The sequence below is a fragment of the Streptomyces sp. MS191 genome (assembly GCF_008042125.1).
Classification (GTDB): Bacteria; Actinomycetota; Actinomycetes; order Streptomycetales; family Streptomycetaceae; genus Streptomyces.
Window position 1 is genome coordinate 2,501,273 of the sequence record NZ_RDBI01000040.1, and the last position, 24,119, is coordinate 2,525,391.

The 24,119-nt window shown below is 72.0% G+C and carries 20 protein-coding genes and 1 tRNA gene; 10 read left to right on the top strand and 11 right to left on the bottom strand.

The annotated features are described in order from the left end of the window. Positions 1 to 52 precede the first annotated feature (52 nt). Together serS and EAO71_RS18555 are read left to right on the top strand one after the other, a co-directional pair. Entirely contained in the window at positions 53 to 1,342 is a 1,290-nt protein-coding gene (serS, locus tag EAO71_RS18550; protein ID WP_147978729.1) for a serine--tRNA ligase, read from the top strand. Next, positions 1,339 to 2,145, top strand: a complete 807-nt coding sequence (locus EAO71_RS18555) for an HAD family hydrolase (protein ID WP_147978730.1) — start codon at positions 1,339 to 1,341, stop codon at positions 2,143 to 2,145. Before serS ends, EAO71_RS18555 begins: the two co-directional genes overlap by 4 nt. Positions 2,146 to 2,258: 113 nt before the next feature. Here the strand turns inward: EAO71_RS18555 and EAO71_RS18560 are convergent. From EAO71_RS18560 to lpdA, 3 genes are all read right to left on the bottom strand, one after another. Then, positions 2,259 to 2,342: transfer RNA gene (locus tag EAO71_RS18560), tRNA-Ser, on the bottom strand. Between the two features lie 173 nt (positions 2,343 to 2,515). Next, positions 2,516 to 3,121, bottom strand: a complete 606-nt coding sequence (locus EAO71_RS18565) for a rhomboid-like protein (RefSeq protein WP_399755238.1) — start codon at positions 3,119 to 3,121, stop codon at positions 2,516 to 2,518. Positions 3,122 to 3,210: 89 nt separating this feature from the next. Continuing rightward, positions 3,211 to 4,614, bottom strand: coding sequence for a dihydrolipoyl dehydrogenase (gene lpdA, locus EAO71_RS18570; RefSeq protein ID WP_147978732.1), 1,404 nt, complete (start codon positions 4,612 to 4,614; stop codon positions 3,211 to 3,213). Positions 4,615 to 4,736: 122 nt separating this feature from the next. On the opposite strand from lpdA, the gene EAO71_RS18575 reads away from it, so the two are divergent. After that, the gene (locus tag EAO71_RS18575; protein WP_147978733.1) at positions 4,737 to 5,411 is read left to right on the top strand and encodes a FadR/GntR family transcriptional regulator; all 675 of its coding nucleotides are present in this window, start codon (positions 4,737 to 4,739) and stop codon (positions 5,409 to 5,411) included. 138 nt (positions 5,412 to 5,549) lie between these two features. Further along, the gene (locus EAO71_RS18580) at positions 5,550 to 6,815 is read left to right on the top strand and encodes a CynX/NimT family MFS transporter (protein ID WP_147978734.1); all 1,266 of its coding nucleotides are present in this window, start codon (positions 5,550 to 5,552) and stop codon (positions 6,813 to 6,815) included. Positions 6,816 to 6,916: 101 nt separating this feature from the next. Here the strand turns inward: EAO71_RS18580 and EAO71_RS18585 are convergent, their stop codons facing one another. The 4 genes from EAO71_RS18585 to EAO71_RS18600 are packed head-to-tail and all read right to left on the bottom strand — an operon-like array spanning position 6,917 to position 10,479. After that, positions 6,917 to 7,636 carry an ABC transporter permease gene (locus EAO71_RS18585; RefSeq protein WP_147978735.1) on the bottom strand — a complete coding sequence of 240 codons (720 nt, stop codon included), beginning with the start codon at positions 7,634 to 7,636 and terminating at the stop codon, positions 6,917 to 6,919. 14 nt (positions 7,637 to 7,650) lie between these two features. Further along, the gene (locus tag EAO71_RS18590; protein ID WP_147978736.1) at positions 7,651 to 8,562 is read right to left on the bottom strand and encodes an ABC transporter ATP-binding protein; all 912 of its coding nucleotides are present in this window, start codon (positions 8,560 to 8,562) and stop codon (positions 7,651 to 7,653) included. 49 nt (positions 8,563 to 8,611) lie between these two features. After that, positions 8,612 to 9,514, bottom strand: coding sequence for an ABC transporter permease (locus EAO71_RS18595; RefSeq protein ID WP_147978737.1), 903 nt, complete (start codon positions 9,512 to 9,514; stop codon positions 8,612 to 8,614). Next, positions 9,511 to 10,479, bottom strand: coding sequence for an ABC transporter ATP-binding protein (locus tag EAO71_RS18600; protein ID WP_147979381.1), 969 nt, complete (start codon positions 10,477 to 10,479; stop codon positions 9,511 to 9,513). Before EAO71_RS18600 ends, EAO71_RS18595 begins: the two co-directional genes overlap by 4 nt. Before the next feature lie 248 nt (positions 10,480 to 10,727). On the opposite strand from EAO71_RS18600, the gene EAO71_RS18605 reads away from it, so the two are divergent. The 5 genes from EAO71_RS18605 (at position 10,728) to EAO71_RS18625 (ending at position 15,769) form a co-directional block, all read left to right on the top strand. Further along, a complete protein-coding gene (locus EAO71_RS18605; protein WP_147978738.1) occupies positions 10,728 to 11,579 on the top strand; it encodes a M24 family metallopeptidase in 852 nt (283 codons plus the stop codon). Next, complete coding sequence (locus tag EAO71_RS18610) at positions 11,579 to 13,357, top strand: SDR family oxidoreductase (protein ID WP_147978739.1); 1,779 nt, start codon at positions 11,579 to 11,581, stop codon at positions 13,355 to 13,357. Before EAO71_RS18605 ends, EAO71_RS18610 begins: the two co-directional genes overlap by 1 nt. 273 nt (positions 13,358 to 13,630) lie before the next feature. Then, positions 13,631 to 14,602 carry a MerR family transcriptional regulator gene (locus EAO71_RS18615; RefSeq protein WP_261992179.1) on the top strand — a complete coding sequence of 324 codons (972 nt, stop codon included), beginning with the start codon at positions 13,631 to 13,633 and terminating at the stop codon, positions 14,600 to 14,602. A gap of 135 nt (positions 14,603 to 14,737) precedes the next feature. Continuing rightward, positions 14,738 to 15,280, top strand: a complete 543-nt coding sequence (locus EAO71_RS18620; protein WP_147978740.1) for an RNA 2'-phosphotransferase — start codon at positions 14,738 to 14,740, stop codon at positions 15,278 to 15,280. 36 nt (positions 15,281 to 15,316) lie between these two features. Continuing rightward, positions 15,317 to 15,769: a hypothetical protein gene (locus EAO71_RS18625; RefSeq protein ID WP_147978741.1), complete on the top strand. Its 453-nt coding sequence runs from the start codon at positions 15,317 to 15,319 to the stop codon at positions 15,767 to 15,769. 13 nt (positions 15,770 to 15,782) lie between these two features. Here the strand turns inward: EAO71_RS18625 and EAO71_RS18630 are convergent, their stop codons facing one another. After that, positions 15,783 to 16,679 carry an LLM class flavin-dependent oxidoreductase gene (locus EAO71_RS18630; protein WP_147978742.1) on the bottom strand — a complete coding sequence of 299 codons (897 nt, stop codon included), beginning with the start codon at positions 16,677 to 16,679 and terminating at the stop codon, positions 15,783 to 15,785. A gap of 119 nt (positions 16,680 to 16,798) precedes the next feature. Between EAO71_RS18630 and EAO71_RS18635 the strand changes: the two genes are divergently transcribed. Continuing rightward, a complete protein-coding gene (locus EAO71_RS18635; RefSeq protein WP_261992180.1) occupies positions 16,799 to 17,671 on the top strand; it encodes an HAD family hydrolase in 873 nt (290 codons plus the stop codon). A gap of 45 nt (positions 17,672 to 17,716) precedes the next feature. Here EAO71_RS18635 and EAO71_RS18640 read toward each other — a convergent pair whose 3' ends face one another. The 3 genes from EAO71_RS18640 to cydB all read right to left on the bottom strand — a co-directional run bounded on the left by EAO71_RS18640 (position 17,717) and on the right by cydB (position 24,118). Next, complete coding sequence (locus EAO71_RS18640) at positions 17,717 to 19,432, bottom strand: GAF domain-containing sensor histidine kinase (protein WP_147978744.1); 1,716 nt, start codon at positions 19,430 to 19,432, stop codon at positions 17,717 to 17,719. 107 nt (positions 19,433 to 19,539) lie between these two features. Next, a complete protein-coding gene (gene cydD, locus EAO71_RS18645) occupies positions 19,540 to 23,076 on the bottom strand; it encodes a thiol reductant ABC exporter subunit CydD (protein WP_147978745.1) in 3,537 nt (1,178 codons plus the stop codon). Between the two features lie 37 nt (positions 23,077 to 23,113). Beyond that, on the bottom strand, positions 23,114 to 24,118 hold the full coding sequence (gene cydB, locus EAO71_RS18650; RefSeq protein WP_147978746.1) for a cytochrome d ubiquinol oxidase subunit II: 1,005 nt from the start codon (positions 24,116 to 24,118) through the stop codon (positions 23,114 to 23,116). Position 24,119 lies beyond the last annotated feature (1 nt).

Here is a 24,119-nt window from a genome sequence, read left to right on the forward strand (position 1 = left end):
GCAAGGCTATATCGAGTGGGGTGCCACGAGCCCGCACCGGTAGCCTGGTGGGGTGATTGACCTTCGCCTGCTCCGTGAGGACCCCGACCGTGTTCGCGCCTCCCAGCGTGCCCGTGGAGAGGACGTCGCGCTCGTCGACGCCCTGCTCTCAGCCGACGAGCGGCGCAGGTCGTCCGGCGTCCGCTTCGACGAGCTCCGTTCCGAGCAGAAGGCGCTCGGCAAGCTGATCCCCAAGGCCACCCCGGAGGAGCGCGCCGAGCTCCTGCAGAAGGCCGAGCAGCTCAAGACCGACGTCAAGGCCGCCGAGGCCGAGCAGAACGAGGCCGACGAGACGGCCCGTAACCTCCTGCTCCAGCTCGGGAACATCGTCCACACGGACGTCCCGGTCGGCGGCGAGGAGGACTTCGTCGTCCTGGAGACGCACGGCACCGTCCGCGACTTCGCGGCCGAGGGATTCGAGCCCAAGGACCACCTGGAGCTCGGCGAGGCGCTCGGCGCCATCGACGTCGAGCGGGGCGCCAAGGTCTCCGGCTCGCGCTTCTACTACCTCACCGGCGTGGGCGCCCTGCTGGAGCTGGCCCTCGTCAACGCGGCGATCGCGCAGGCCACCGAGGCCGGATTCATCCCGATGCTGACGCCGGCGCTGGTCCGCCCGCGCGCCATGGAGGGCACCGGCTTCCTCGGCCAGGCCGCGGAGAACGTGTACCACCTGGAGAAGGACGACTACTACCTCGTCGGTACGTCCGAGGTGCCCCTCGCGGCCTACCACATGGACGAGATCATCGACGCGGACAAGCTGCCGCTGCGCTACGCGGGCTTCTCGCCGTGCTTCCGCCGCGAGGCGGGCACGTACGGCAAGGACACCCGGGGCATCTTCCGGGTGCACCAGTTCGACAAGGTCGAGATGTTCTCGTACGTCGCGCCGGACGACGCCGAGAACGAGCACAAGCGGCTCCTGGAGTGGGAGAAGCAGTGGCTGACCAGCCTTGAACTGCCCTTCCAGGTCATCGACGTGGCCACCGGCGACCTGGGCTCCTCCGCCTCGCGCAAGTTCGACTGCGAGGCGTGGATCCCGACCCAGGGCAAGTACCGCGAGCTGACCTCGGCGTCCAACTGCGACGGCTTCCAGGCCCGCCGGCTCTCCGTCCGCATGCGCGACGACCGCGACGGCAAGAAGGTCGTGCAGCCGCTCGCCACGCTGAACGGGACGCTCTGCGCGGTGCCCCGCACGATCGTGGCGATCCTGGAGAACCACCAGCTGGCCGACGGGTCGGTGCGGGTGCCGGAGGTACTCCGCCCGTACCTCGGCGGCCGCGAGGTCCTGGAGCCGATCTCCAAGTGAGCGCCTTCCCCTACCGGCTCGTCGCGACGGACCTCGACGGCACGCTGCTGCGTTCCGACGAGTCCGTCTCGGACCGCACGCGTGCCGCCCTCGCCGCCGTGACGGCGGCGGGGGCCGCGCACATCGTCGTGACCGGCCGGGCGGTGCCCTGGACGCGGCACATCCTCGACGACCTCGGCTACGAGGGCCTCGCGGTGTGCGGCCAGGGCGCGCAGGTCTACCACGCCGGCGAGCGCCGGCTGCTGACGTCGGTGACGCTCGACCGGCAGCTGGCCGGCCTCGCGCTGTCGAAGGTCGAGGCCGAGGTGGGCCCGCTCGCGCTGGCCGCGAGCCGCGACGGGCTGGACGGGGAGGTCCTGGTGGGGCCCGGATACCGGGTCCAGGAGGGTCCGCTGCCGGTCCGCGCGTTCGAGGACCCGGCCGACCTGTGGTCCGCGCCTCTGAACAAGGTCTACATCCAGCACCCGACCCTGTCGGACGACGAGCTGACCCGGGTCGCCCGCGCGACGGTCGGCAGCCTGGTGGACATCGTCGTGGCCGGTCCCGGGATCGTCGAGATCCTGCCGCTCGGACTGAGCAAGGCGACGGGCCTGTCCCTGGCGGCCCGCCGGCTGGGTGCGAAGGCGGCGGACACGATCGCCTTCGGCGACATGCCCAACGACATCGCCATGTTCGGCTGGGCCGCGCACGGTGTGGCGATGGCCAACGCCCACGAGGAGCTGAAGGCGGTCGCGGACGAGGTCACGGCCTCGAACGAGGAGGACGGCATCGCCGTCGTCCTGGAGCGTCTGCTGGGCCTCTGAGCCCGGTCAGGGGACTGCGGGCTCCGAGGAAGCCCCGTCGCCGTGCCGGGATGCCCCTGGCGGGGTGTCCTGTTCCCGACGAGGGCATCCCGTCCGGGGCGGTGCGGGCGGTGCGGAGGATGCGCGGATCGAACGCGCGCGGGGAGACCCCGACCACGGCTTAGCAAGCCGGTGCCTTGCCACTCGGCCAATCCTCCGGGAGGGGCGGTCCGCGCGGTGGAACCGCGCGCTCGAAGCGACCGCCCCCGCGGCGCTCAGAGAGCGCCGCGTTGCAGGGAGCTCGACGGACTCGAACTCCGACTCGACATCGTGCCGGTCAACGTCGCGCTCCTCCCCGGTCTCACGTGGCAGGAAGGCGTTTCCCGCGTCCCTAGTCTGACGGGACGCCATGCGGTGCGGCCACCGAATTACCGCGCGTGAGGGGCCAGCAGGCGAGCCCGATGACCAGCGAGATGGCGTGCCCGAGGTCGGTGTAGGTGTGGTTCGTGCAGAGCGGTACCGCGAAGAACGCCACGACGCCGGCCAGATAGACGCCGCGCCAGGGCCAGGGCAGCCGGTAGGTCAGGATCCCCATGGACGCCGCGATCCCGTAGCTCACCCCGATGTCCACGACATGGGCCATGCTGCGCGGCACGTCGTGGTCCTGGATGGCCTCCAGCACCACCTGCTGGCTGATCAGCGTGGCCGCGATGTGCGCGCCGGCGACGGTCAGCAGCCAGCGGAGCGTGCCGATCCAGCGCTCGACCTGGGCGTGGAAGACCTCGAAGAGCAGCGCGTACAGGACGAGGTCGGAGGGGTCCTCGATCCAGAACGCGCTGCCGAGCAGGGCGCGGACCGGGTGGTGGGCGAGCTGGTGCAGGTTGCTGCTGTTGCGGTGGAGCAGGGCGCTCTCGAAGCCGTCCGAGGACAGCGCGACGATGACGCTGGTCAGGGCGATGATCAGCAGCCAGATGTGCGTACCGGGTGACGAACGCACCCACGACCTGATCGGTCGGGACGGTTCGCCACCCGGGAAGGCTTCGCTCGGCACCCTTCAGTGCCTATCACTCCGCACGCGGCGGAACCTCAGAAATTGATCATGTGTCCGGCAAGACCGTGGACGGCTTCCTTCACGGCCTCGCCCAGCGTCGGGTGGGCGTGGACGTTGCGGGCGACCTCGTGCACGGTGAGGTCCCACTGCTGGGCCAGCGTCAGCTCGGGCAGCAGCTCGGTGACGTCGGGGCCGATCAGGTGGGCGCCGATGATCTCGCCGTACTGCGCGTCGGCGATGATCTTCACGAAACCGGTGGAGTCGCCGAGGCCGTGCGCCTTGCCGTTCGCGGTGAAGGGGAACTTGGCGACCTTGACGTCGAAGCCCTTCTCCCGCGCCTGCGCCTCGGTCCAGCCGAAGCTGGCGATCTGCGGCTGGCAGTAGGTGGCGCGCGGGATCATCGGGTAGTCGAGTTCCATGGTCTCGGCGTCCGCGATGGTCTCGGAGGCGATGACACCCATGGACTCGGCGGTGTGGGCCAGCATCAGCTTGGCGGTCACGTCGCCGATGGCGTAGATGTGCGGCACGTTGGTGCGGCAGCGGCCGTCGACGTCGATCGCGCCGCGCTCGGTGAGGGCGACGCCGGTCGCCTCCAGGCCGTAGCCGGTGACGTTGGGCGCGAAGCCGATGGCCTGCAGGACCTTGTCGGCCTCCAGGACCTTCTGCGCGCCGTCCTTGCCGGTGACGGTGACGCGGACCTGCGGGCCGGTCTCGTCGATGGACTCGACGCGGGTGGAGGTCAGCACGTCGATGCCGAGCTTGCGGTACTGCTTCGCCAGCTCCTTGGAGACGTCCACGTCCTCCAGCGGGGCGATCCGGTCGAGGAACTCGACGATCGTGACCTTCACGCCGTAGTTGTTCAGGACGTAGGCGAACTCGATGCCGATCGCGCCGGCGCCGGCGATGACGATCGACTGCGGGATGTCCTCGGCGAGGATCTGCTCCTCGTAGGTCACGACGCGCTCGCTGCGGGCCGTGCCGGGCAGCAGGCGGGGCGTGGCGCCGGTGGCGATGATGCAGTTGTCGAAGGTGATCGTCTGCGAGGTGCCGTCGGACAGGGCGACCTGGAGGGTGTTCGCGTCGAGGAAGGTGCCGCGTCCGTCGAACTCGGTGATCCCGTTCTTCTTCATGAGGAAGTGGACGCCCTTGACGCGGCCGTCCGCGACCGTGCGGCTGCGGCGGAACGCCTCGCCGTAGTCGAAGGAGACGGTGCCGTCGACCTTGATGCCGAAGGTCTTGGCCTCGTGGTTGAAGATGTGGGCGAGCTCGGCGTTGCGCAGCAGTGCCTTCGTGGGGATGCAGCCGACGTTCAGGCAGACACCGCCCCAGTACTTCTCTTCGACGACCGCGACCCGCTTGCCCAGCTGGGCGGCGCGGATGGCGGCGACGTAGCCGCCGGGGCCAGCTCCGAGTACGACGACGTCGAAGCGGTCTGACATGACTGACTCCCGAGGGTGGTGAGGGTGTTCGTGTCCGCGTACGAGCCCACAGTAATCCCGTGGCGTGGAGTCGAGCAGTTGTAGGATGACTGGGCAACCGGGCGAATAGAGGGATGGTCGGGATGGCGCTGAAAGCCGCGGGGCGGACCTCGCTGGTGGACTCCGTGGTCGAGCAGCTGCGGGGCCAGCTGGCGGAGGGCGAGTGGTCCGTCGGCGACCGCATCCCGACCGAGCACGAACTCGCCGAGCAGCTGGGCGTCGGCCGCAACACGGTCCGTGAGGCCGTCCGGGTCCTGGTCCACGCCGGGCTGCTGGAGTCGCGCCAGGGCAACGGCACCTTCGTCAGGTCGACCGCCGACCCGGCCGCCGTGCTGCGCGGGATGCGTCACGCGGGCGCACTCGACGTCCTCGAACTGCGGGTGGCGCTGGAGGCCGAGGCCGCCMGGCTGGCGGCCGTCCGGCGCGACACCCACGACCTGCTGCGGCTGCGGGCGGCGCTGACGACCCTGCGCGAGGAGGGCGACCGCGACGCGGACGCCGACATGGCGTTCCACCTGGCGGTCGTCGAGGCCACGCACAACGCCGCCTTCACCGAGGTGTACCGCTTCTTCTCCACCCAGGTGCACGAGGTGCTGGTGGAGGCGCTCGGCGACCGGGAGATGCCGCCGGTCGACATCGACGCGCACGAGGCGCTGGCCGCCGCGATCGAGGCGGGGGACCCGGCCGCCGCGGAGGCGGGCGCGCGCGAACTGCTGCGGGTGCCGATCGAGACGGTCGCCGCGCTGACCGCCGACTGACCCCCGGACGTCGTGGCGTCCGGGCGCCCGGGCACCACGGCGTCCGCCGCGCGGACCGCCGCCCGTCCGCGGGCTCCCGTACCCACCGGAACAACCGCAGCGTTCCAGCACCCCGGCAATGAGGAAAGGCCGTTCGTCGTGTCCCGCCCTGAAGCACCCCTGTCCCTCCCCCTCGTCGACGCGGAGACCGAGGTCCGGCCCTCGCCCCGCGGGGCCGCCGGGCGGCGGGCGCTGCTCGCGCATCCGGCCTGGCTGATGGCCGGGATCGTGCTGGCGTCGCTCAACATGCGGGCGGCGCTGGCGAGCGTCTCGCCGCTGGTGGGCGATATCGCGGCCGCGTTCGGGCTGTCCTCGACGGCCAGTTCGCTGGTCACGTCCGTGCCCGTGCTCTTCCTCGGGGCCGGCGCCCTCGTGGCGCCGTCGCTGGGGCGGCGCTTCGGCGCCGAACCGGTGCTGCTCGCGGCGCTGCTGCTGCTCGGGGCGGGCATCCTGGTACGCGTCCTGCCGTCGGTGTACGCGCTGTACGGCGGCGGCGTGCTGGTCGGCACGGCGATCGCCCTGCTCAACGTGCTGATGCCGGGCCTGATCAAGCGGGACTTCCCGGACCGGGCCGCGTCGATGACCTCGGTCTACACCGGCGCGATGATCGCGGGCGCCACGGTGGTGGCGGCGGCGTCCGTCCCGCTGGAGCAGGCCTTCGGCGACAGCTGGGAGGCGTCGCTCGCCTTCTGGTCGCTGCTCGCGGCCGTGGCGGCGGTCGCCTGGCTGCCGCAGGTGCTGATCGCCCGGGGCCGTACGGGGCAGGCGGTGCGGGCGACCCCGGCGACGCCCGCCCGCGGCGTCTGGCGCTCGGCGCTGGCCTGGCAGGTGACGCTCTTCATGGGCCTGCAGTCGTTGTGGTCGTACGTCCTCATCGCCTGGATGCCGACGATCTTCACGGACCACGGCATGAGCCGGTCCACGGCGGGCGTGGTCTTCGCCTTCAACAACCTGATCCAGGTGGCGGGCGCCTTCGTCGTGCCGCTGCTGGCGGGACGGATGCGCAGCCAGCGGCCGCTGGTCGTGCTGGTCACGACCCTGGTGGCGGCCGGCTACGCGGGGCTGATGGTCGCCCCGGTCGAGGGCGCCTGGCTGTGGTCGGCGGTGCTGGGCGTCGGGCAGGGCGGTGCGGTCGGTCTCGCCCTGACCCTGATCGTGCTGCGCAGCGGCGACGCGGTCACCGCCTCCCGGCTCTCCGGGATGGCCCAGACCGTCGGCTACCTGCTGGCCGCGGCGGGGCCGTTGGCGGCCGGCGCGGTCCACCAGGCGACGGGGTCGTGGAGCGTGCCGATCGCCCTGGTGCTGGTCGTCTGCGCGACGGCGCTGGGTGTGGGGCTGCTGGCGGCGCGCGACCGGAAGGTCTGAGTCCGGGCGCTCCGCCAGGACGCGTACGGGCCGACGCGGCGAGGGCCGGAGTCCCCGTTCCGGGGGGCTCCGGCCCTCGCGCTCGCGCTCGCGTCGTCCCGCTACTCCTCGCCCGCGAGCTTCAGCGTCCGCAGCTTCTGGCCCGCGTACCAGGTCGCCAGGACCGTCACGCCGACCAGCAGGGCCACCGCCGCCGGCAGACCGACGTCCGAGGTGACCAGGCCCTCGCCGCTCACCTTCTGGGCGACCGCGAGAGCCCACTGCTGCACGCTGAGCGTCTTCGCCCCGGCGATCAGGGAGCCGAACAGCGCCTCCCAGACCAGTGCGTAGACGAGGCCGATCACCACCGCGTGCCGGCTGACCGTGCCGAGCAGGAGGAACAGCGCGCTGTAGGCGATGGACGCGACCAGCGCCGCGACGGTGTACGCCACCGCCACCTGCTGGCCGTTCCCGTTGAGGATCATGCCCGCGACGAAGGTGGGGACCGCCGAGAACGCCATCGTCACGGCGATCGCCACGATCAGCTTGGTGAAGATGATCGTGGGCCGCTTCACCGGCTTGGACAGCAGGTAGACGATCGAACCGTCGTCGATCTCCGGGCCGATCGCGCCGGTACCGGCGATCACGCCGATCAGCGGCACCATCGTGGCGAGCGCGAAGCCGCCGAGGACGTCGGCGGCGATCTGGTCGTCGGCGCCGTTGAAGGCCCGTACGGCCGCCGAGATGACCAGCAGCAGTGCGGGCAGCGCGAAGAGGATCAGTGCCCGCCGGCGGCCGAGGAGGGCCCGGTAGGTGAGCCGTGCGACTGTGGGGTTGTACATCGGTCAGGCTCCTTTCAGGCCGCGACGAGGTACGAGAAGACCGATTCGAGGGACTCGTCCGAGGGCGAGACCGTCAGCAGGCGGATGCCCTGTGCCCGGGCCACCCGGGGCAGCAGCTCCGTGAAGCGACCGAAGTCCACCGCCTGGACGCGCAGCGCGCCCTCCGCCAGGTCGACCTCGATGCCGGCCGTGGACGGGTCGGCGATGAGCGCGGCGGCCAGTGCCCGGTCGTCGCTGGACCGTACGAGATAGCGGTGCGGCCGGTCCGTCATCAGCCGGCGGATCTTGCGGAAGTCGCCGGAGGCGGCGTGGCGTCCGGCCACGATCACCTCGATGTGCGAGGCGAGCTGCTCGACCTCCTCCAGGATGTGCGAGGAGAACAGCACCGTGCGGCCGGCCGAGCCCATCCGGCGCAGCAGGTCCATCAACTGCATGCGCTGGCGCGGGTCCATGCCGTTGAACGGCTCGTCGAGCAGCAGCACCGACGGCTCGTGCACGAGGGCCGAGGCCATCTTCACGCGCTGCCGCATGCCCTTGCTGTAGGTGGCGATCTTCCGGTCCTGGGCGTACTCCATCTCGACCGTGGCGAGCGCCCGCTGGGCCTCGGTGGCGCCCAGACCGTGCAGCTCGGCGTTGGCGAGGACGAACTCGCGCCCGGTGAGGAAGTCGTACATCGCCTCCCGCTCGGGCACGACGCCGATCTGCCGGTAGACCGACTCGTTGCGCCAGATCGCCTCCCCGTCGAGGGTGACGGTGCCGGTGGAGGGGGCGAGGAAGCCGCCCATCATGTTGATGAGCGTGGACTTGCCGGCACCGTTGGGGCCGAGGAGTCCGGTGACGCCCGGACCGACCGTCATCGTGACGTCGTTGACGGCCACGACGTTGCCGAACCACCGCGAGGCGTGGTCGATGGAAAGAGTGCTCATGGGCGCGGCCCCTTCCTGGAAGGCGTGGTGGTGGTCGACGGGAGGGCGGTCACAGCCCGACCTTTCGGTAGCGGCGCATCAGGACGGCGTACGAGCCGAGGATGAGCGCGATGACGACGAGCAGGTAGACCGCGCCGACACCGGCGCCCGGTCCCGCCTCGGCCCCGCCCGGGAAGGACGTCGTGGCGCCGAGGAAGGCGGTCTGCACCCCGTCGATCAGCGTGACCGGGGAGAAGAGCCCCAGCCACTGGATGGCGTCGGGGTTGTCGGTGCCGTAGGCGATGCCCTGGAGCGTGGAGACGGCGCCGTACGAGATCACCAGCGTGGCGATGACGGCGGCGACGCCGAAGCCCCGGCGGGGGGTGAGCGCGGCCATGACCAGGCCGATGCCGCCGAACAGCAGCGACAGCAGCGCCACCGACACCAGGCCCTGGCCGAAGCCCTTGCTCTGGTCGGCGAAGTCCATCTTGGCCAGCAGCGAACCGATGTAGAGGATCACCAGCGGGGACGCCGTGAGGAGGAAGAGCGCGGAGGCCATCGCGCCGTACTTGGCGAGCACGTAGTCGAGGCGCTCGATCGGGCGCGAGAAGTAGAGGGGGACCGTCTTGAACCGCAGGTCGCGCGAGACCGACTGGGGCGCCTGGGCGGCGAGGTAGAGCCCGATGACGGCCTGCGTGAAGATCGCGTACCGCGTGTAGTCCAGCGGCAGGTCCTTCATCTTCGTGGCGACGGCCACGGCCACGATGATCAGCGCGGGGACGCACATCACCGCGAACAGGATCATCGGCAGGACCTTCGACTTGGCACTGCGGCCGAGTCCGTAGGCGCCGCGCAGCGACTGCGAGAACAGGGCCCGGCGCGCGTACGCACGGCCGAGGCGCGGTCCGTCGTAGTTGCGGTAGCCGATGTTGTGGATCCGAGTGGTCTCGGGGGTCTGGGCCTGGGTGCTCATCGCGCCGGCACCTCCTGCTGCTTCTGCTGGGAGCCCTCGGGCCGGAACACCTCGGCGATGTGGTGCCGGCGCTGCTCCATGCGGACGAGACCGAGGCCGAGGTCGGCGACGGTGTCGCGGACCACGTCGTACGTCTCCTCGCCGGCGGCCTCCACCAGGAGGATGTGGCCGGCCCCCGGCAGCCCGTCCTCGACGCCCTCGTGGAGGGTGACGCCCGCGGCGGCCAGCGCCGTGCGCAGTGCCTCGGCGCCGTCGGGGTGGGTGTCGGAGTCGGTGACCTCGACCGCGAGGGTCGTGGTGGTCTGCGTGAAGTCGCTGGTGGAGCTGGAACGCAGCAGCCGGCCGCCGTCGATGACGACGACGTGGTCGCAGGTCCGCTCCAGCTCGCCGAGGAGGTGCGAGGTGACGAGGACGGAGATGCCGAAGTCGGTCCAGATCCGGCGGATCAGGCCGAGCATCTCGTCCCGTCCGACCGGGTCCAGGCCGTTCGTGGGCTCGTCGAGCAGCACCAGCTGCGGGTCGTGGACCAGGGCCTGGGCCAGCTTCACCCGCTGCTTCATGCCCGTCGAGTAGCCGCCGATGGGGCGGTAGCGCTCCTCGTACAGGCCGACGTGGCGCAGGGTGTCGGCGGTCCGCTCGCGGGCGGCGGTGGCCGGCAGGCCCGACATCCGCGCCATGTGGACGACGAACTCGGTGGCCGAGACGTCCGGCGGGAGGCAGTCGTGCTCGGGCATGTAGCCGACGCGCTCGCGGATCAGGCCGCCCGAGGTGGCGACGTCCATGCCGAGTACGGCCGCGGTGCCCTCCGTGGCGGGGGACAACCCGAGCAGGATTTTGATCATCGTGGACTTGCCGGCTCCGTTGGCACCCACCAGTCCGGTCACACCGGGCCCGATGTCCAGGGAGAGCCGGTCGAGAGCGGTCACCCGGGGGAACCGCTTGCTGAGGCTTTCGGTGGCGATCACAGTCACGCTTCGACGGTAGTGGCGCAGCGCACATCCGTCGTCAGCCCAACGGGTCGGTCCGTGTCCGACTCCAGACGTACGAACCCGTAGGGGAGGGGGGACCAAAGTCGCTTCCCCGCCACCGCGCACGCGAGTTCTCCACAGGCTGCTGCACGCCTCTTGACGCAGCCGCCGCTCATTGTCACATTCATCAGTGTCAAGTTACGGGCACGTAGCGCACACGGCTGCATACAGGACGGGCGGGTGGCATGGCCTCAGCAGGGACGAGCGAACTGACCGCGGAGCTGCGCGGGTTCAGGGACGTGCAGCGGCTGGCGTACGAGTGCGCGGAGGCCGTCGCGGCCCAGCTGAAGCCCGGAGTGACCGAGCGCGAGGCCGCGAGGATGCAGCGGGACTGGCTGCACGAGCGGGGGGTGCGGGACTGGTTCCACCGGCCCTTCGCCTGGTTCGGCGACCGCACCGCCTTCGTCGGCTTCAAGGTCCCGCTCCAGTTCTTCCCGACGAACCGGCGGCTCGAAGCGGGCATGCCGTTCATCCTCGACATGGCGCCCGTCCACCGCGGCTTCACCGCGGACATCGGGTACTCCGGCTGCCTGGGGCTCGACCCCCTGCACGACAAGCTGCTGAACGACCTGCGGGCGCACCGCGAGCTGATCCTCGCCGAGGTGCGCGAGCGGCGCTCCCTGCGGGAGATCTACGAGGACGTGGACCGGCTCATGGTCCGCCAGGGCTACGCCAACCGGCATCGCGCGTACCCCTTCGGCGTCATCGCCCACAAGATCGACCGGGTCCGGCAGCGCCGGTGGTCCCCGACGCTGTTCGGCTTCGGCACGCAGTCCCTGAAGGGCCTGGCGAGCGACGCGCTGCACGGCCACCGGGACGGCTGGTCGCCGCTCTGGTCGCCGTACACCTTCTCCGACCATCCGCCCCGGCCGGGCCTGTGGGCGGTCGAGCCGCACCTCGGATTCCGGGGCACGGGGGCGAAGTTCGAGGAGATCCTGGTCGTCACCGACTCCCGGGACCCCGAGCAGAGCGCCTTCTGGCTGGACGACGACCTGCCGCACGTGCGGCGCTGGAACGACGAAAGGGTGGCCGCGTGATGGCGGGGCTGAAGGGGGCGCGGGAGCGCTGGGTCCGTACGGGCGGGATCGAGCTGTGCGTCGCCGAACTGGGCGACGCGAGCCGGCCGACCGTGCTGCTCGTGCACGGATACCCGGACTCCAAGGAGGTGTGGTCCGAGGTCGCCGGACGGCTCGCCGAGCGGTTCCACGTGGTGCTGTACGACGTCCGCGGCCACGGCCGGTCCACGGCGCCGGCGCCGCTGCGGGGCGGTTTCACCTTGGAGAAGCTGACGGACGACTTCCTGGCGGTCGCCGACGCGGTGAGCCCCGACCGGCCCGTCCACCTGGTCGGGCACGACTGGGGTTCCGTGCAGTCCTGGGAGTTCGTGACCGTCCCGCGCACCGAGGGCCGGATCGCCTCCTTCACCTCGATGTCCGGCCCCTCGCTGGACCACTTCGGGCACTGGATCAAGCAGCGCATCGCCCGGCCCACCCCGCGCCGGATCGGACAGCTCCTCGGCCAGGGCGCCAAGTCCTGGTACGTGTACATGCTGCACACGCCGGTGCTGCCCGAACTCGCCTGGCGCGGACCGCTCGGCAGGCAGTGGCCCAGGATCCTCCAGCGGATCGAGAAGGTCCCCGCGGGGGACTATCCGACGCCCTCGCTGCCCAGCGACGCGGCGCACGGAGCCTGGCTCTACCGGGACAACGTCCGTGCCCGGCTGAACCGTCCGCGCGCCGACGCCTACGCGCACGCGCCGGTGCAGCTGATCACCCCGACCGGCGACGCCTTCCTGTCCGAGCGGCTCTACGACGACCTCGCCGGCTGGGCACCCGACTTGACCCGGCGCTCCCTGCCGGCCAAGCACTGGGTGCCGCGCACCCGCCCCGACCAACTGGCCTCCTGGATAACCGAGTTCGTGCATCGCAACGAGGATCCGGCCACCAGGGCGCCGGTGACGGCGCCCAGGAGCACGGTGGATCCGGCGTACGCCGAGCGGTTCGGCGGCCAGCTGGTCCTGGTGACCGGCGCGGCCAGTGGCATCGGACGCGCCACCGCCTTCGCGTTCGCCGAGGCCGGGGCGCGGGTCGTCGCCGTCGACCGGGACGCCGAGGGTGCCGCCCGCACGGCGGAGATGGCGCGGCTGATCGGCGCCCCCGAGGCCTGGGCCGAGACCGTCGACGTCAGCGACGAGCAGGCGATGGAGAAGCTCGCCGCGAAGGTGCTCAGCGAGTACGGGGTGGTCGACGTGCTCGTCAACAACGCGGGCATCGGCCTGACGGGCTCGTTCTTCCGCACGACCAGCGAGGAGTGGAAGCGGGTCCTCGACGTCAATCTGTGGGGCGTCATCCACGGCTGCCGGATCTTCGGCGGTCAGATGGCCGAGCGCGGCCAGGGCGGCCACATCGTCAACACGGCGTCCGCCGCGGCCTTCCAGCCCTCCCGGGCCCTGCCCGCGTACAGCACGTCCAAGGCGGCCGTGCTGATGCTGAGCGAGTGCCTGCGCGCCGAACTGGCGGACAGCGGCATCGGCGTCTCGGCGATCTGCCCCGGCATCGTCAACACCAACATCACCGCCACGGCGCGGTTCGCCGGCGCCGGCGAGGAGGAGCAGAAGCGGCGGCAGAAGCAGGCGTCCCGCCTCTACGGGCTGCGCAACTACCCGCCGGAGAAGGTCGCGGACGCGATCCTGCGCGCGGTGGTGCGGAACCAGGCGGTCGTGCCGGTCACCCCCGAGGCGCGTGGTTCCCGTCTGCTGTCCCGCTTCAGTCCGCGGATCCTCCGGGCGATAGCCCGGCTGGAGCCGCCCGCGTGATCGCCGCGGCGCGGGCGGCGACGGCCCGGGCGACAGCCTCGTTGTCGCCGGTGAGGTCGGCCGTGCGGGTGGCCGCGGCGCCGCGGCCACCGGGACGAAGCGGGCACGGTACGGACGTACCCGCCTTCGCCCGTCGGCCGTACCATCCCTCGCAGGAAAGGTCCCCGCGCCAGGCCGTGGAACAACTCGCCTCGTCCGCCGCGCCCGGGACCGCGGAGGGCCCGGCGGGCCGCGCCACGACGGGGTAGGCGGAGCACGCGGGTGGGAGCGGTCGTGTCGGAACAGTCAGCACAGTCGGTGGGGGCCGGGCAGCCGGCCCCCGCGGAGTACCGGATCGAGGACCTGGCGCACCACAGCGGTGCCACGGTCCGGACGATCCGCGCCTACCAGGACCGCGGCCTGCTGCCCCGGCCGGAGCGGCGGGGCAGGTCCAACGTCTACCGGGACACGCACCTGGCCCGGCTGCGCCAGATCGCGGACCTGCTGGACCGCGGCTACACCCTGGCCTCCATCAAGGAGCTCCTGGAGGCCTGGGACGCGGGCCGCGGACTCGGCGGGGTCCTGGGCCTGGTCGCGGAGGTCGACGGCCCGTGGACGGACGAGGAGGCCGACCGGATCTCCCGCGAGGATCTGGACGCCACGTTCGGGGGACGGCCCGACGAGGACGCCGTCCGCGAGGCGATAGAGCTCGGCGTGCTGGAGCGGATTCCGGGCCGCGAGGACGAGTTCCTGGTGCCGAGCCCGCAAGAGCTGGCGGTGGCGGCCGAGTTGTACGAGGCGGGCGTGCCGCTGTCGGCGATCGCCGGGCATCTGAGGGAACTTCGCGTCCAGGTGGAGCACATAGCGTCCCGTTTCCTGGAGTTCACGACCGAGCACGTCTTCGCCCGCTATCTGGAGCACCGTCCGCCGACCGACGCGGACGCGGCGGCCGCGGCGACGATGGTGCGGCGGCTGCGCCCGCTCGCGCAGCAGACGGTCGACGCCGAACTGGCCCGTGCGATGCGGATGTTCGCCACCCGGCACCTCCAGCACCACCTCTCGCCCCATCCGCCGCCGGTGAGGGAGGAGGAGCCCCGTCAGGTGGCTCTGCCGTCCGGCACGATTCGGGCCGTGCAGAACCTGGTTGGCCCGGAGAGCGTGGCCGCGTTCATCGCGGCGGCGGCCGAACGGGAGGTGCAGTCAAGAACATTGGATGCACTTGCCTCAAATGCCACTAAAGACACGACACTTGGACAAGTCATTTGAAATCATTGATGAGTTGTCCACAGAATCGCCAATTACCCTGTGGATAAGTTGAGTTCGCTGTGGATCAAACATCCATCGAGGAATTGAATGGTCCGGCGATCCGGCCTGCGGCATCCTGACGCCATGAACCCATCGATGGACGAGAGACGCACCGTGAAGGTGTCCAAGTACCTCTCGAAGCATCTCCGGCACCAGCCCGAACGGATCGGTCTGGTCCTCGACGCCAACGGCTGGACCGAGGTCGACGCCCTGCTGCGGGCGACGGCCGCGCACGGCTTCCCGATCACCCGCGCCGAGCTGGACCACGTCGTCGCCACGAACGACAAGCGGCGCTTCGCGATCGAAGGGACGCGGATCCGGGCCAGCCAGGGCCACACCGTCGAGGTCGACCTGGACCTGCCGCCGGCCGAACCGCCCGCGTACCTCTACCACGGTACGGTCGGGTCCGGCCTGGCCGCCATCCGAGCCGAGGGGCTGCGCCCGATGGCCCGCCACCACGTGCACCTGTCCCCCGACCGGGAGACCGCGACCCGGGTCGGCGCCCGACGGGGACGACCGGTGGTGCTGAGCGTGGACGCCGGCGCGATGCACCGGGCCGGCCACATCTTCCACGTGAGCGCGAACGGGGTCTGGCTCACGGACGCCGTACCGCCGGAGTTCATCCGTTTCCCTTCCTGAGCCCTCCCGAAGCGACCGTGCGGCATGATCGTCGCCATGGACCGTCCGCATCTGCCCACCACCGAATCGGCCGTCGCCGCGATCCGTGAGGTCGCCCGGGAGTTCTCCCTGGAGATGGTCGTCACCGACGACATCGGCGCGGACCAGACCTCCCGCCGCATCTCCACCGGTGCCTTCGCCGTCCTCGACCCGGACGGCTCGCTCCCGCACGAGGCCTTCGTCGAGCTGGGCGGCACCCCGGCCGTCACCGTCCAGGTCTTTCCCGAGGACGACGCGAAGATCACCGTCGACGGCGTGGACTTCGAGGACGTGCCGCGCGACTCCGTCCCCGCCTTCCTGCGCGCGGTCCACGGCGGGCTCGCCTACGTGAAGGGCCGCTTCCTCCCGCCCGGATGGTGGCTGATCGTGCCGCTGCCCGGCGACGAGACGTACCGGGAACTCGTCCTGCGCGGCACGCTCAGCCCCTGGATGAGCGGGAAGGTGCGCTGACCCGTCCGCGCGCTCAGCGCAGCTGGGCGAGGCCTTCCGTGGCGATCTTCTCGAAGACCGCCTCGTCCGCCGCGAACACCGAGTCGGCGATCGGCATGTGGATCACGATCTCGGTGAAACCGAGGCCGAAGTGCGTGCCGGCGAAGTCGACGAACGCGTCGAAGGAGTCCAGCGGGCGGTCCGGCGTGAAGCCGGTGAGCAGGATCTTCTCCATCGGCTCGACGTCCCGGCCGATCTCCGCGCACGCGGCGCCGAGCTTCGTGATCTGCCCGCGGATCGCCTCGACGGACTGCGCGGGCGTGCCCGCCTCGAACAGCTTCGGGTCACCGGTGGTCACCCACGCCTGCCCGTGCTTCGCCGCCAGCTTCAGGCCGCGCGGTCCGGTCGCCGCGACCGCGAACGGCAGCCTCGGACGCTGCACGCATCCCGGGATGTCGCGCGCCTCGTCCGCCGAGTAGAACGTGCCCCGCGCGGTGACGGTGTCCTCGGTGAGCAGCCGGTCGAGCAGCGGGACGAACTCGGCGAAGCGGTCCGCGCGCTCGCGCGGCGTCCACGGCTCCTGCCCGAGGGCCGTCGCGTCGAAGCCGTTGCCTCCCGCACCGATGCCCAGGGTGACCCGGCCGCCGGAGATGTCGTCGAGCGAGATCAGCTCCTTGGCGAGCGTGACCGGGTGCCGGAAGTTCGGCGAGGTGACGAGCGTGCCGATGCGCAGGCGCTCGGTGGCGGCCGCGGCGGCCGTCAGCGTCGGTATGGCACCGAACCACGGGCCGTCCCGGAAGGTCCGCCAGGACAGGTGGTCGTAGGTGTAAGCGGTGTGGAAGCCGAGCTGCTCGGCGCGCAGCCACTGATCGCGGCCGCCCTCGTGCCAACGACGGGAGGGAAGGATGACGGTGCTCAGACGCATACGCACGACCCTACGCCGCCGTGCGGACCCTCGGCATGGCAGGACCGGCCACCATGGCCGGAAATGTCCCTCTCAGATGTGCGCCCCCGCGCACGCCCGTGCACGGGGTGCGGAAGAATGGATCGGTGACCACACCCCGAACTCAGCGCCCCGCCGCCCGGACCCCCCGGCTGATCGCCACCGACCTCGACGGCACTCTGCTGCGCGACGACAAGTCCGTCTCGGAGCGCACGGTCGCGGCGCTCGCCGCCGCCGAGGAGGCCGGCGTCGAGGTCTTCTTCGTCACCGGACGTCCGGCGCGCTGGATGGACGTGGTGGCCGATCACGTGCACGGCCACGGGCTCGCCATCTGCGCCAACGGGGCCGCGGTCGTCGACCTGCACTCCGGCGGAACGTTTCTTGAGGTGCGCCCGCTGGAGCGGGAGGTCGCCCTCGCCGTCGTGCGGACCCTGCGCGCCGCCGCGCCCGGCACCTCCTTCGCGGTCGAGCTCACCACCGGCATCCACTACGAGCCGGACTACCCCCCGTTCTTCCTCGACCCCGGCGCGACGGTCGCCACCGCGGAGAAGCTGCTGTACGAGGAGGCGCCCGGCGCCGCGGCCCCCGTGCTCAAGCTGCTCGCCCAGCACCCGGAGCTCGACCCCGACGCCTTCCTGACCGTGGCCCGCACGGCCGCGGGCGACCTCGCCTCCTTCACCCGGTCCAGCCCGACCGCCCTCCTGGAGGTCAGCGGCCTCGGCGTCTCGAAGGCGTCCACGCTGGCCCTCTGCTGCGCCGAGCGCGGCATCTCCGCGGAGGAGGTCGTCGCGTTCGGCGACATGCCCAACGACATCGAGATGCTCCGCTGGGCGGGACGCTCGTACGCGATGGGCAACGCCCACCCGGACGTCCTCGCCGCCGCCTCCGGCCGTACGGCCGGCAACAACGAGGACGGCGTGGCCGTCGTCCTCGAGCAGATCCTCGAAGAGGTCCGCGCGGCCTCGCAGGCCGGGGCGTAGGGAGGGTCCTGCCGATCAAGCCCGGCAAGATCGGCAAGACGCTCCCTAGAGCGGGGCCTGCCAGAACACCGTCGTACCGCCTCCGTCGTCACCGATGCCAGGGCCGCACCAGCTCGATCCGCCCAGCGACTCGGCGCGCCGCGTGAGGTTGCGCAGTCCGCTGCGCCGGCCGCCCCGGGGGATGCCGACGCCGTCGTCGGCGACCGAGAGCCGGACCGCGGAGGATCCGTCCGGGAGCTCCGCGCCGGCGTCGACGACGACCTCGATCCGGGTGGCCGAGGCGTGCCGGAAGGCGTTGGAGAGGGCCTCGCGGAGCGCCGCCACCAGGTTCTTCCCCGTGAGCTCGCCGACCGTCGCGTCGACCGGGCCGAGGAAGCGGTGTGCGGGCTTGAAGCCGAGGGGCACGGCCGCCATGTTGATCTCGCGCAGGACCCGGGTCCGCAGCCCGGAGGGGGCCTCGGCCGGTCCCTGCTGAAGGGCGAAGATCGCGGTACGGATCTCCTGGATGGTCACGTCCAGTTCGTCCACGGCCTTGCCGACCCCGTCCCGCACGGCGGGCACGATCGACTTGCGCTGGGCGCTCTCCAGCATCATCCCGGTGGCGAACAGCCGCTGGATGACCAGGTCGTGCAGGTCGCGGGCGATCCGGTCGCGGTCCTCGTAGACGGCGAGCCGCTCCCGGTCGCGCTGGGCGTCGGCCATCATCAGGGCGAGAGCCGCCTGGGAGGCGAACTGCGTGGCGAGGGTGCGCTCGGCCTCGGTGAACGGGCGGGCGCCCCGCGCCCGGGGGGTCGCGAGCGCGCCGAGGACCTTGCCGCCGCTGTGCAGGGGGAGCAGCATGCTGGGCCCGTACTGGTCCGCCAGCCGGCTGAGCATGCGGGGGTCGGTGGAGGCGTCGTCCACGAACACCGCCTCGCCCGCGAGCAGCCGCTCCACCACCGGACTCTCCGGCGGGATCACGACGCCGAGCGACTTGGCGGGCCTGTCGGAGGAGACGGCGACGATCTCCAGACCGCCCTCCTCTCCGGCGGGCAGGAGCACGATGCCGGCGGCCGAGTCGGCGAGCCGGCGGGCCTGCTCGGCGACCACCGCCAGGGCGTCGTCGGCGTCGCCGCCGGAGAGCAGGGCCGTGGTGACGGCGACCGAGCCGTCGATCCACCGCTCGCGCTGGCGCGCGGCCTCGTAGAGGCGGGCGTTGCCGATGGCGATCCCCGCCTCGGTGGCGAGGACCCGGACCATGTGGAGGTCGTAGTCGTTGAACTCCCCGCCGTCGTGCTTCTCGGAGAGGTACAGATTGCCGAAGATCTCGCCCTGCACCCGGATCGGCACCCCGAGGAAGGTCCGCATCGGGGGGTGCCCGGGCGGGAATCCGGCAGCCCGCGGATCGCTCGACAGATCGGCCAGCCTGATGGTCTGCGGGTCGCGGATGAGTGCGCCGAGGAGCCCCGCGTGGCCGTCGGGGCGCCGCCCGATCAGGCGGGCGACGTCCTCGTCGACGCCGTGGGTGACGAAGTCGGAGAGTCCGTCGCCCTCTTCGTCGACGACGCCGATGGCGGCGTAGCGGGCGTCGGCGAGTTCGGCCGCGGTCTCGCAGATCCGGTCGAGGGTGGAGTGGAGTTCGAGCCCGGTGCCCACCGAGCGCATGGCCTCCAGGAGCTGCGGCACCCGTGCGGTGAGCTCCGTGGACAGACCCTGCAGGCTGCGGGTGGCCTGGGTCGCGGCTTCGAGGGGGTCCGGAAGGTCGGGCACGGCGGCGGTCATGGCCTTGAGCCTAGTAAGTCCCATTTGGCGAGAAAAGTCGGCCGCTCGATCTCGTCACTCGAGGACCGTCCGCCGACGCGCCCCCGCCCCGGACCGTCGGGGCGCCTCTACCGCGGCGCGGTGAGCAGCCGGTCGCTCTCCCTCTCCCGTTCCAGCATCCGGCGCAGCGGCCCTTCGGCCCCGGCCAGCTCCGCGTACGTCCCGCGCTGCACGGTGCGCCCCTCGTCGAGGACGACCACCTCGTCGACGGCGTCGAGTCCGCGCAGGCGGTGGGTGATCAGCACGGTGGTGCGTCCCTCGGTGGCCCGCAGCAGATCGTCGGTGAGCGCGTCGGCGGTGGCCAGGTCCAGGTGCTCGGCCGGCTCGTCGAGCACCAGGACGGGGAAGTCCGCGAGGAGCGCCCGGGCGAGGGCGAGGCGCTGCCGCTGCCCGCCGGACAGCCGCGAGCCGTGCTCTCCGACCAGGGTGTCGAGCCCGTGCGGCAGTTCGTCCACCCAGTCGAGGAGCCGGGCCCGGCGCAGGGCGGTCCGCAGCTCGTCGTCGTGAGCGCCGGGACGCGCGAGGCGCAGGTTCTCCCGGAGCGAGCTGTCGAAGGTGTGCGCGTCCTGGGCGCAGAGTCCGACGAGGCGCCGGACGTCGTCGGAGTCGAGTGCGGACGTCTCGGTCCCGCCGAGGCGGTAGGTGCCCGATCCGGCGTCCAGGAAGCGCAGCAGTACCTGGGCGAGGGTCGTCTTGCCGGATCCGGACGGGCCGACGACGGCGACCCGGCGACCGGCCTCCAGGGTGAGCGTGAAGTCGCTGAGCGCGTCCCGCGCCTGGCCCGCGTGGCGGGCGGAGAGACCGGCGACCTGCACCGGGAAGGGGCTCTTCGGAGGCGCGGCGGGGTGCTCCGGCTCGTGCACGGGCACGGGCGCGTCGAGCACCTCGTGGACCCGCTCGGCGCTGCGCCGCACGCGCTGGCGGTACTGCACGGCGAGCGGGAGACCGGTGACGGCCTCGAAGGCGGCGAGCGGCGTCAGGACGACGACGGCCAGGGTGACTCCGGCCAGCCGGCCGTCGTGGACGGCCTGAACGCCCACGACCGCCGCGGCGGCGACCGTCAGGCCGCAGGCGAGCGCGGAGAGCCCGGCGCCGAGTGCGGTGGCGGCGGCCTGCCGGGAGGCGATGGCGGTGAGGGTGCGGTCGGCGGCCCGGGCCCGGCCGATCCGGTCGTTCAGGGCGCCGGCGACCGTCAGTTCGGCGCAGCCGCGGAGCAGGTCGACAACGGTGGTGGCCAGCGTGCCGCGGGCCGGCGCGAGCCGGCCCTCGGCCCGGCGGGCCAGCACTCCGCTGACGGCCGGGACGGCCACACCCGCGGTCAGCAGGCCCGCGGCGAGCACGGCTCCCGCCTCGGGCAGCAGCCAGGCGGTGAAGCCGACGGAGCCGGCCCCGACGACGAGGGCGGCGCCGGCCGGAAGCAGCCAGCGCAGCCAGTAGTCCTGGAGGGCGTCGACGTCCTGGACGAGGCGGGACAGCAGATCGCCCCGCCGGGTCCGGCGCAACCCCGCCGGGGCGATGCGCTCCAGACGCCGGTAGACGGCGACGCGCAGCTCCGCGAGCATCCGCAGCACGGCGTCGTGGGACACGAGCCGCTCGGCGTAACGGAACACGGCCCGCCCGATGCCGAAGGCCCGTGTGGCGGTGACGGCCACCATCAGATAGAGGACGGGCGGCTGTTCGGAGGCCCGCGAGATGAGCCAACCGGACACCGCCATGAGACCCACGGCGGAGCCGAGCGCCAGACTGCCGAGCAGCAGGGCGAGGCCCATCCGCCCCTTCAGCCCGCCGGCCATGGCTCGGACCCGCGCGAGGGCGCCGCGGTCCGCGGGGCCCACCGGATCCGTCGCCGCTTCGAGGGCCGCGCCCGGTCCGGCCGAACCGGCCCGTGCGGAGATCGCGTCGGCCGGTTCGGAGACCGGCTGCGGCGTGCCGGGGGCGGTACCCGGCCCGGCCTCCGCCGCCGCGGCCTGGGCGGAGCCGATGGGTACCACGCGATCCGCGATCGCGAGCAGCGCCGGACGGTGGACGACCAGCAGGACCGTACGTCCCCGCGCGAGCCGGCGGACGGCGTCGACCACGGCCGCTTCCGTCTCCCCGTCCAGCGCCGCCGTGGGCTCGTCCAGCAGCAGCAACGGCCGGTCGGCCAGGAAGGCCCGGGCGAGAGCGAGGCGTTGGCGCTGGCCCGCCGACAGTCCGGCACCGTCCTCACCCAGCGGGGTTCCGGCCCCCTCCGGGAGCTCGGCCACGAAGTCGTCCGCGCCGGCGTCCGCCAGCGCCCGCCGCACCGCCTCGTCGGAGGCGTCCGGCCGGGCGAGGCGCACGTTCTCCGCGATGGTTCCCGCGAAGAGGTACGGGCGCTGAGGCACCCAGGCGATCGTCGAGCGCCATTCCTCCGGGCTCAGCGTGCCGAGGTCCACACCCCCGACCCTGACCGTGCCGCCCGCTTCCGGGGTGGCGAAGCCCAGGACGACATCGAGCAGGGTGGACTTGCCCGCCCCGCTCGGCCCCACCAGGGCCACGGTCTCGCCCGGGGCCACCGTCAGCGAGGCCGCATCCAGCGCGGGCTCCGCCCGCCCCGGGTGTCGTACGGTCACGTTCTCGAGTTCCAGGCCGGCGGAGGCGGGGACGGCGGCCGTGCCGCCCCGCGGCGCCGGACTCTCCAGGACCTCGAAGATCTCCTCCGCCGCGGCCAGACCTTCCGCCGCCGCGTGGTACTGCGCTCCGACCTGCCGGATCGGGAGATAGGCCTCGGGCGCCAGGATCAGGATGACCAGGCCGGTGTACAGGTCGAGGTCGCCGTGGACCAGCCGCATGCCGATGCCGACCGCGACCAGCGCCACGGACAGCGTCGAGAGGAGTTCCAGGGCGAACGACGACAGGAACGCGATCCGCAGCGTCCTCATCGTCGCCTGCCGGTACTCGGACGTGATGGCGCGGATCGACTCGGCCTGCGCCTTCGCCCGGCCGAAGACCTTGAGCGTCGGCAGTCCCGCCACCACGTCCAGGAAGTGCCCGGAGAGCCGCGACAGCAACGTCCACTGCCGGTCCATCCGCGCCTGGGTGTACCACCCGATCAGGACCATGAAGAGAGGGATCAGCGGGAGGGTGACGACGATGACCGCGGCCGAGACCCAGTCCTCGGTGACGATCCGCGCCAGCACCGCGACCGGAACCACGACGGCGAGACCCAGCTGCGGCAGATAGCGGGAGAAGTAGTCGTCGAGCGCGTCCACGCCCCGGGTCGCGAGCGCGACCAGCGACCCTGCCTTCTGCCCGCTGAGCCACCCCGGCCCCAGGGCGGCCGACCGCGCGAGCAGCCGTCCCCGCAGATCCGACTTGACCGCCGCGCTGGCCCGGTGGGCGGCCAGCTCGGTCAGCCAGGAGACGAGCCCGCGCCCCGCCGCGACTCCCGCCAGCAGCAGGAGCGGCGTGGCCAGGCCGGACACCGCGAGGTCCTTCTGGAAGGCACCCACCACCACCTCGGCGATGAGCATCGCCTGGGCGACGACCAGCGCCGCCCCGGCCAGACCGAGGACCACCACCGCCGCCAGGAAGAAACGGGTGGCCCGGGCGTACCGGAGCAGACGCGGGTCGATCGGTTTCACGTGAAACATCCCTCGGGAGAGGCAGGTGTCGCGGACATCAGTGTGCGGCGTCGGCGAGGTGCTGCGTGCCGATCCGCTTCCGGAAGACCCAGTAGGTCCAGCTCTGGTAGAGCAGCACCAGCGGAGTCGCGATCGCCGCACACCACGTCATGATCTTCAGGGTGTACGGACTCGACGAGGCGTTGGTGACCGTGAGGCTCCACGCCGGGTCGAGCGAGGACGGCATGACGTTCGGGAAGAGCGTCAGGAAGAGCATCGCCACCGCGGCGGCGATCGTGATGCCCGAGAGGGCGAACGACCAGCCCTCGCGTCCCACCTTGATCGCTCCGATCGCTCCGACGAGGGCGACCACGGCGACCAGCATGGCGACGAGGCTCCAGCCGTCGCCCTTGTCCGCCTGGGTCCAGATCAGGAAGCCGAGGGCGAGCGCGGCCGTGACCAGTCCCAGCCTCAGGGCCAGCGAGCGTGCCCGGACCCGGATGTCCCCCACCGTCTTGAGGGCGGCGAAGACCGCCCCGTGGAAGGTGAAGAGGGTGAGGGTGACCAGGCCGCCGAGGATCGCGTACGGGTTGAGCAGGTCCCAGAAGGTCCCGACGTACTCCTTCTGCGCGTCGATCTTCACGCCGCGCACGATGTTGCCGAAGGCGACACCCCACAGCAGGGCGGGGATCAGCGAGGTCCAGAAGATGGCCTGCTCCCAGTTGCGCTGCCAGCTCTCCTCGGCACGCTTCACCCGGTACTCGAAGGCGACACCGCGCACGATCAGGCACACGAGGATGATCAGCAGGGGCAGGTAGAAGCCGGAGAAGAGTGTCGCGTACCACTCGGGGAACGCGGCGAAGGTCGCGCCGCCGGCGGTCAGCAGCCACACCTCGTTGCCGTCCCAGACAGGGCCGATCGTGTTGATCAGGACCCGCTTCTCAGCACGGTCGCGGGCGAGCACCTTGGTCAGGACGCCGACCCCGAAGTCGAAGCCCTCGAGGAAGAAGTAGCCGATCCAGAGGACGGCGATCAGTACGAACCAGACGTTGTGGAGTTCCATG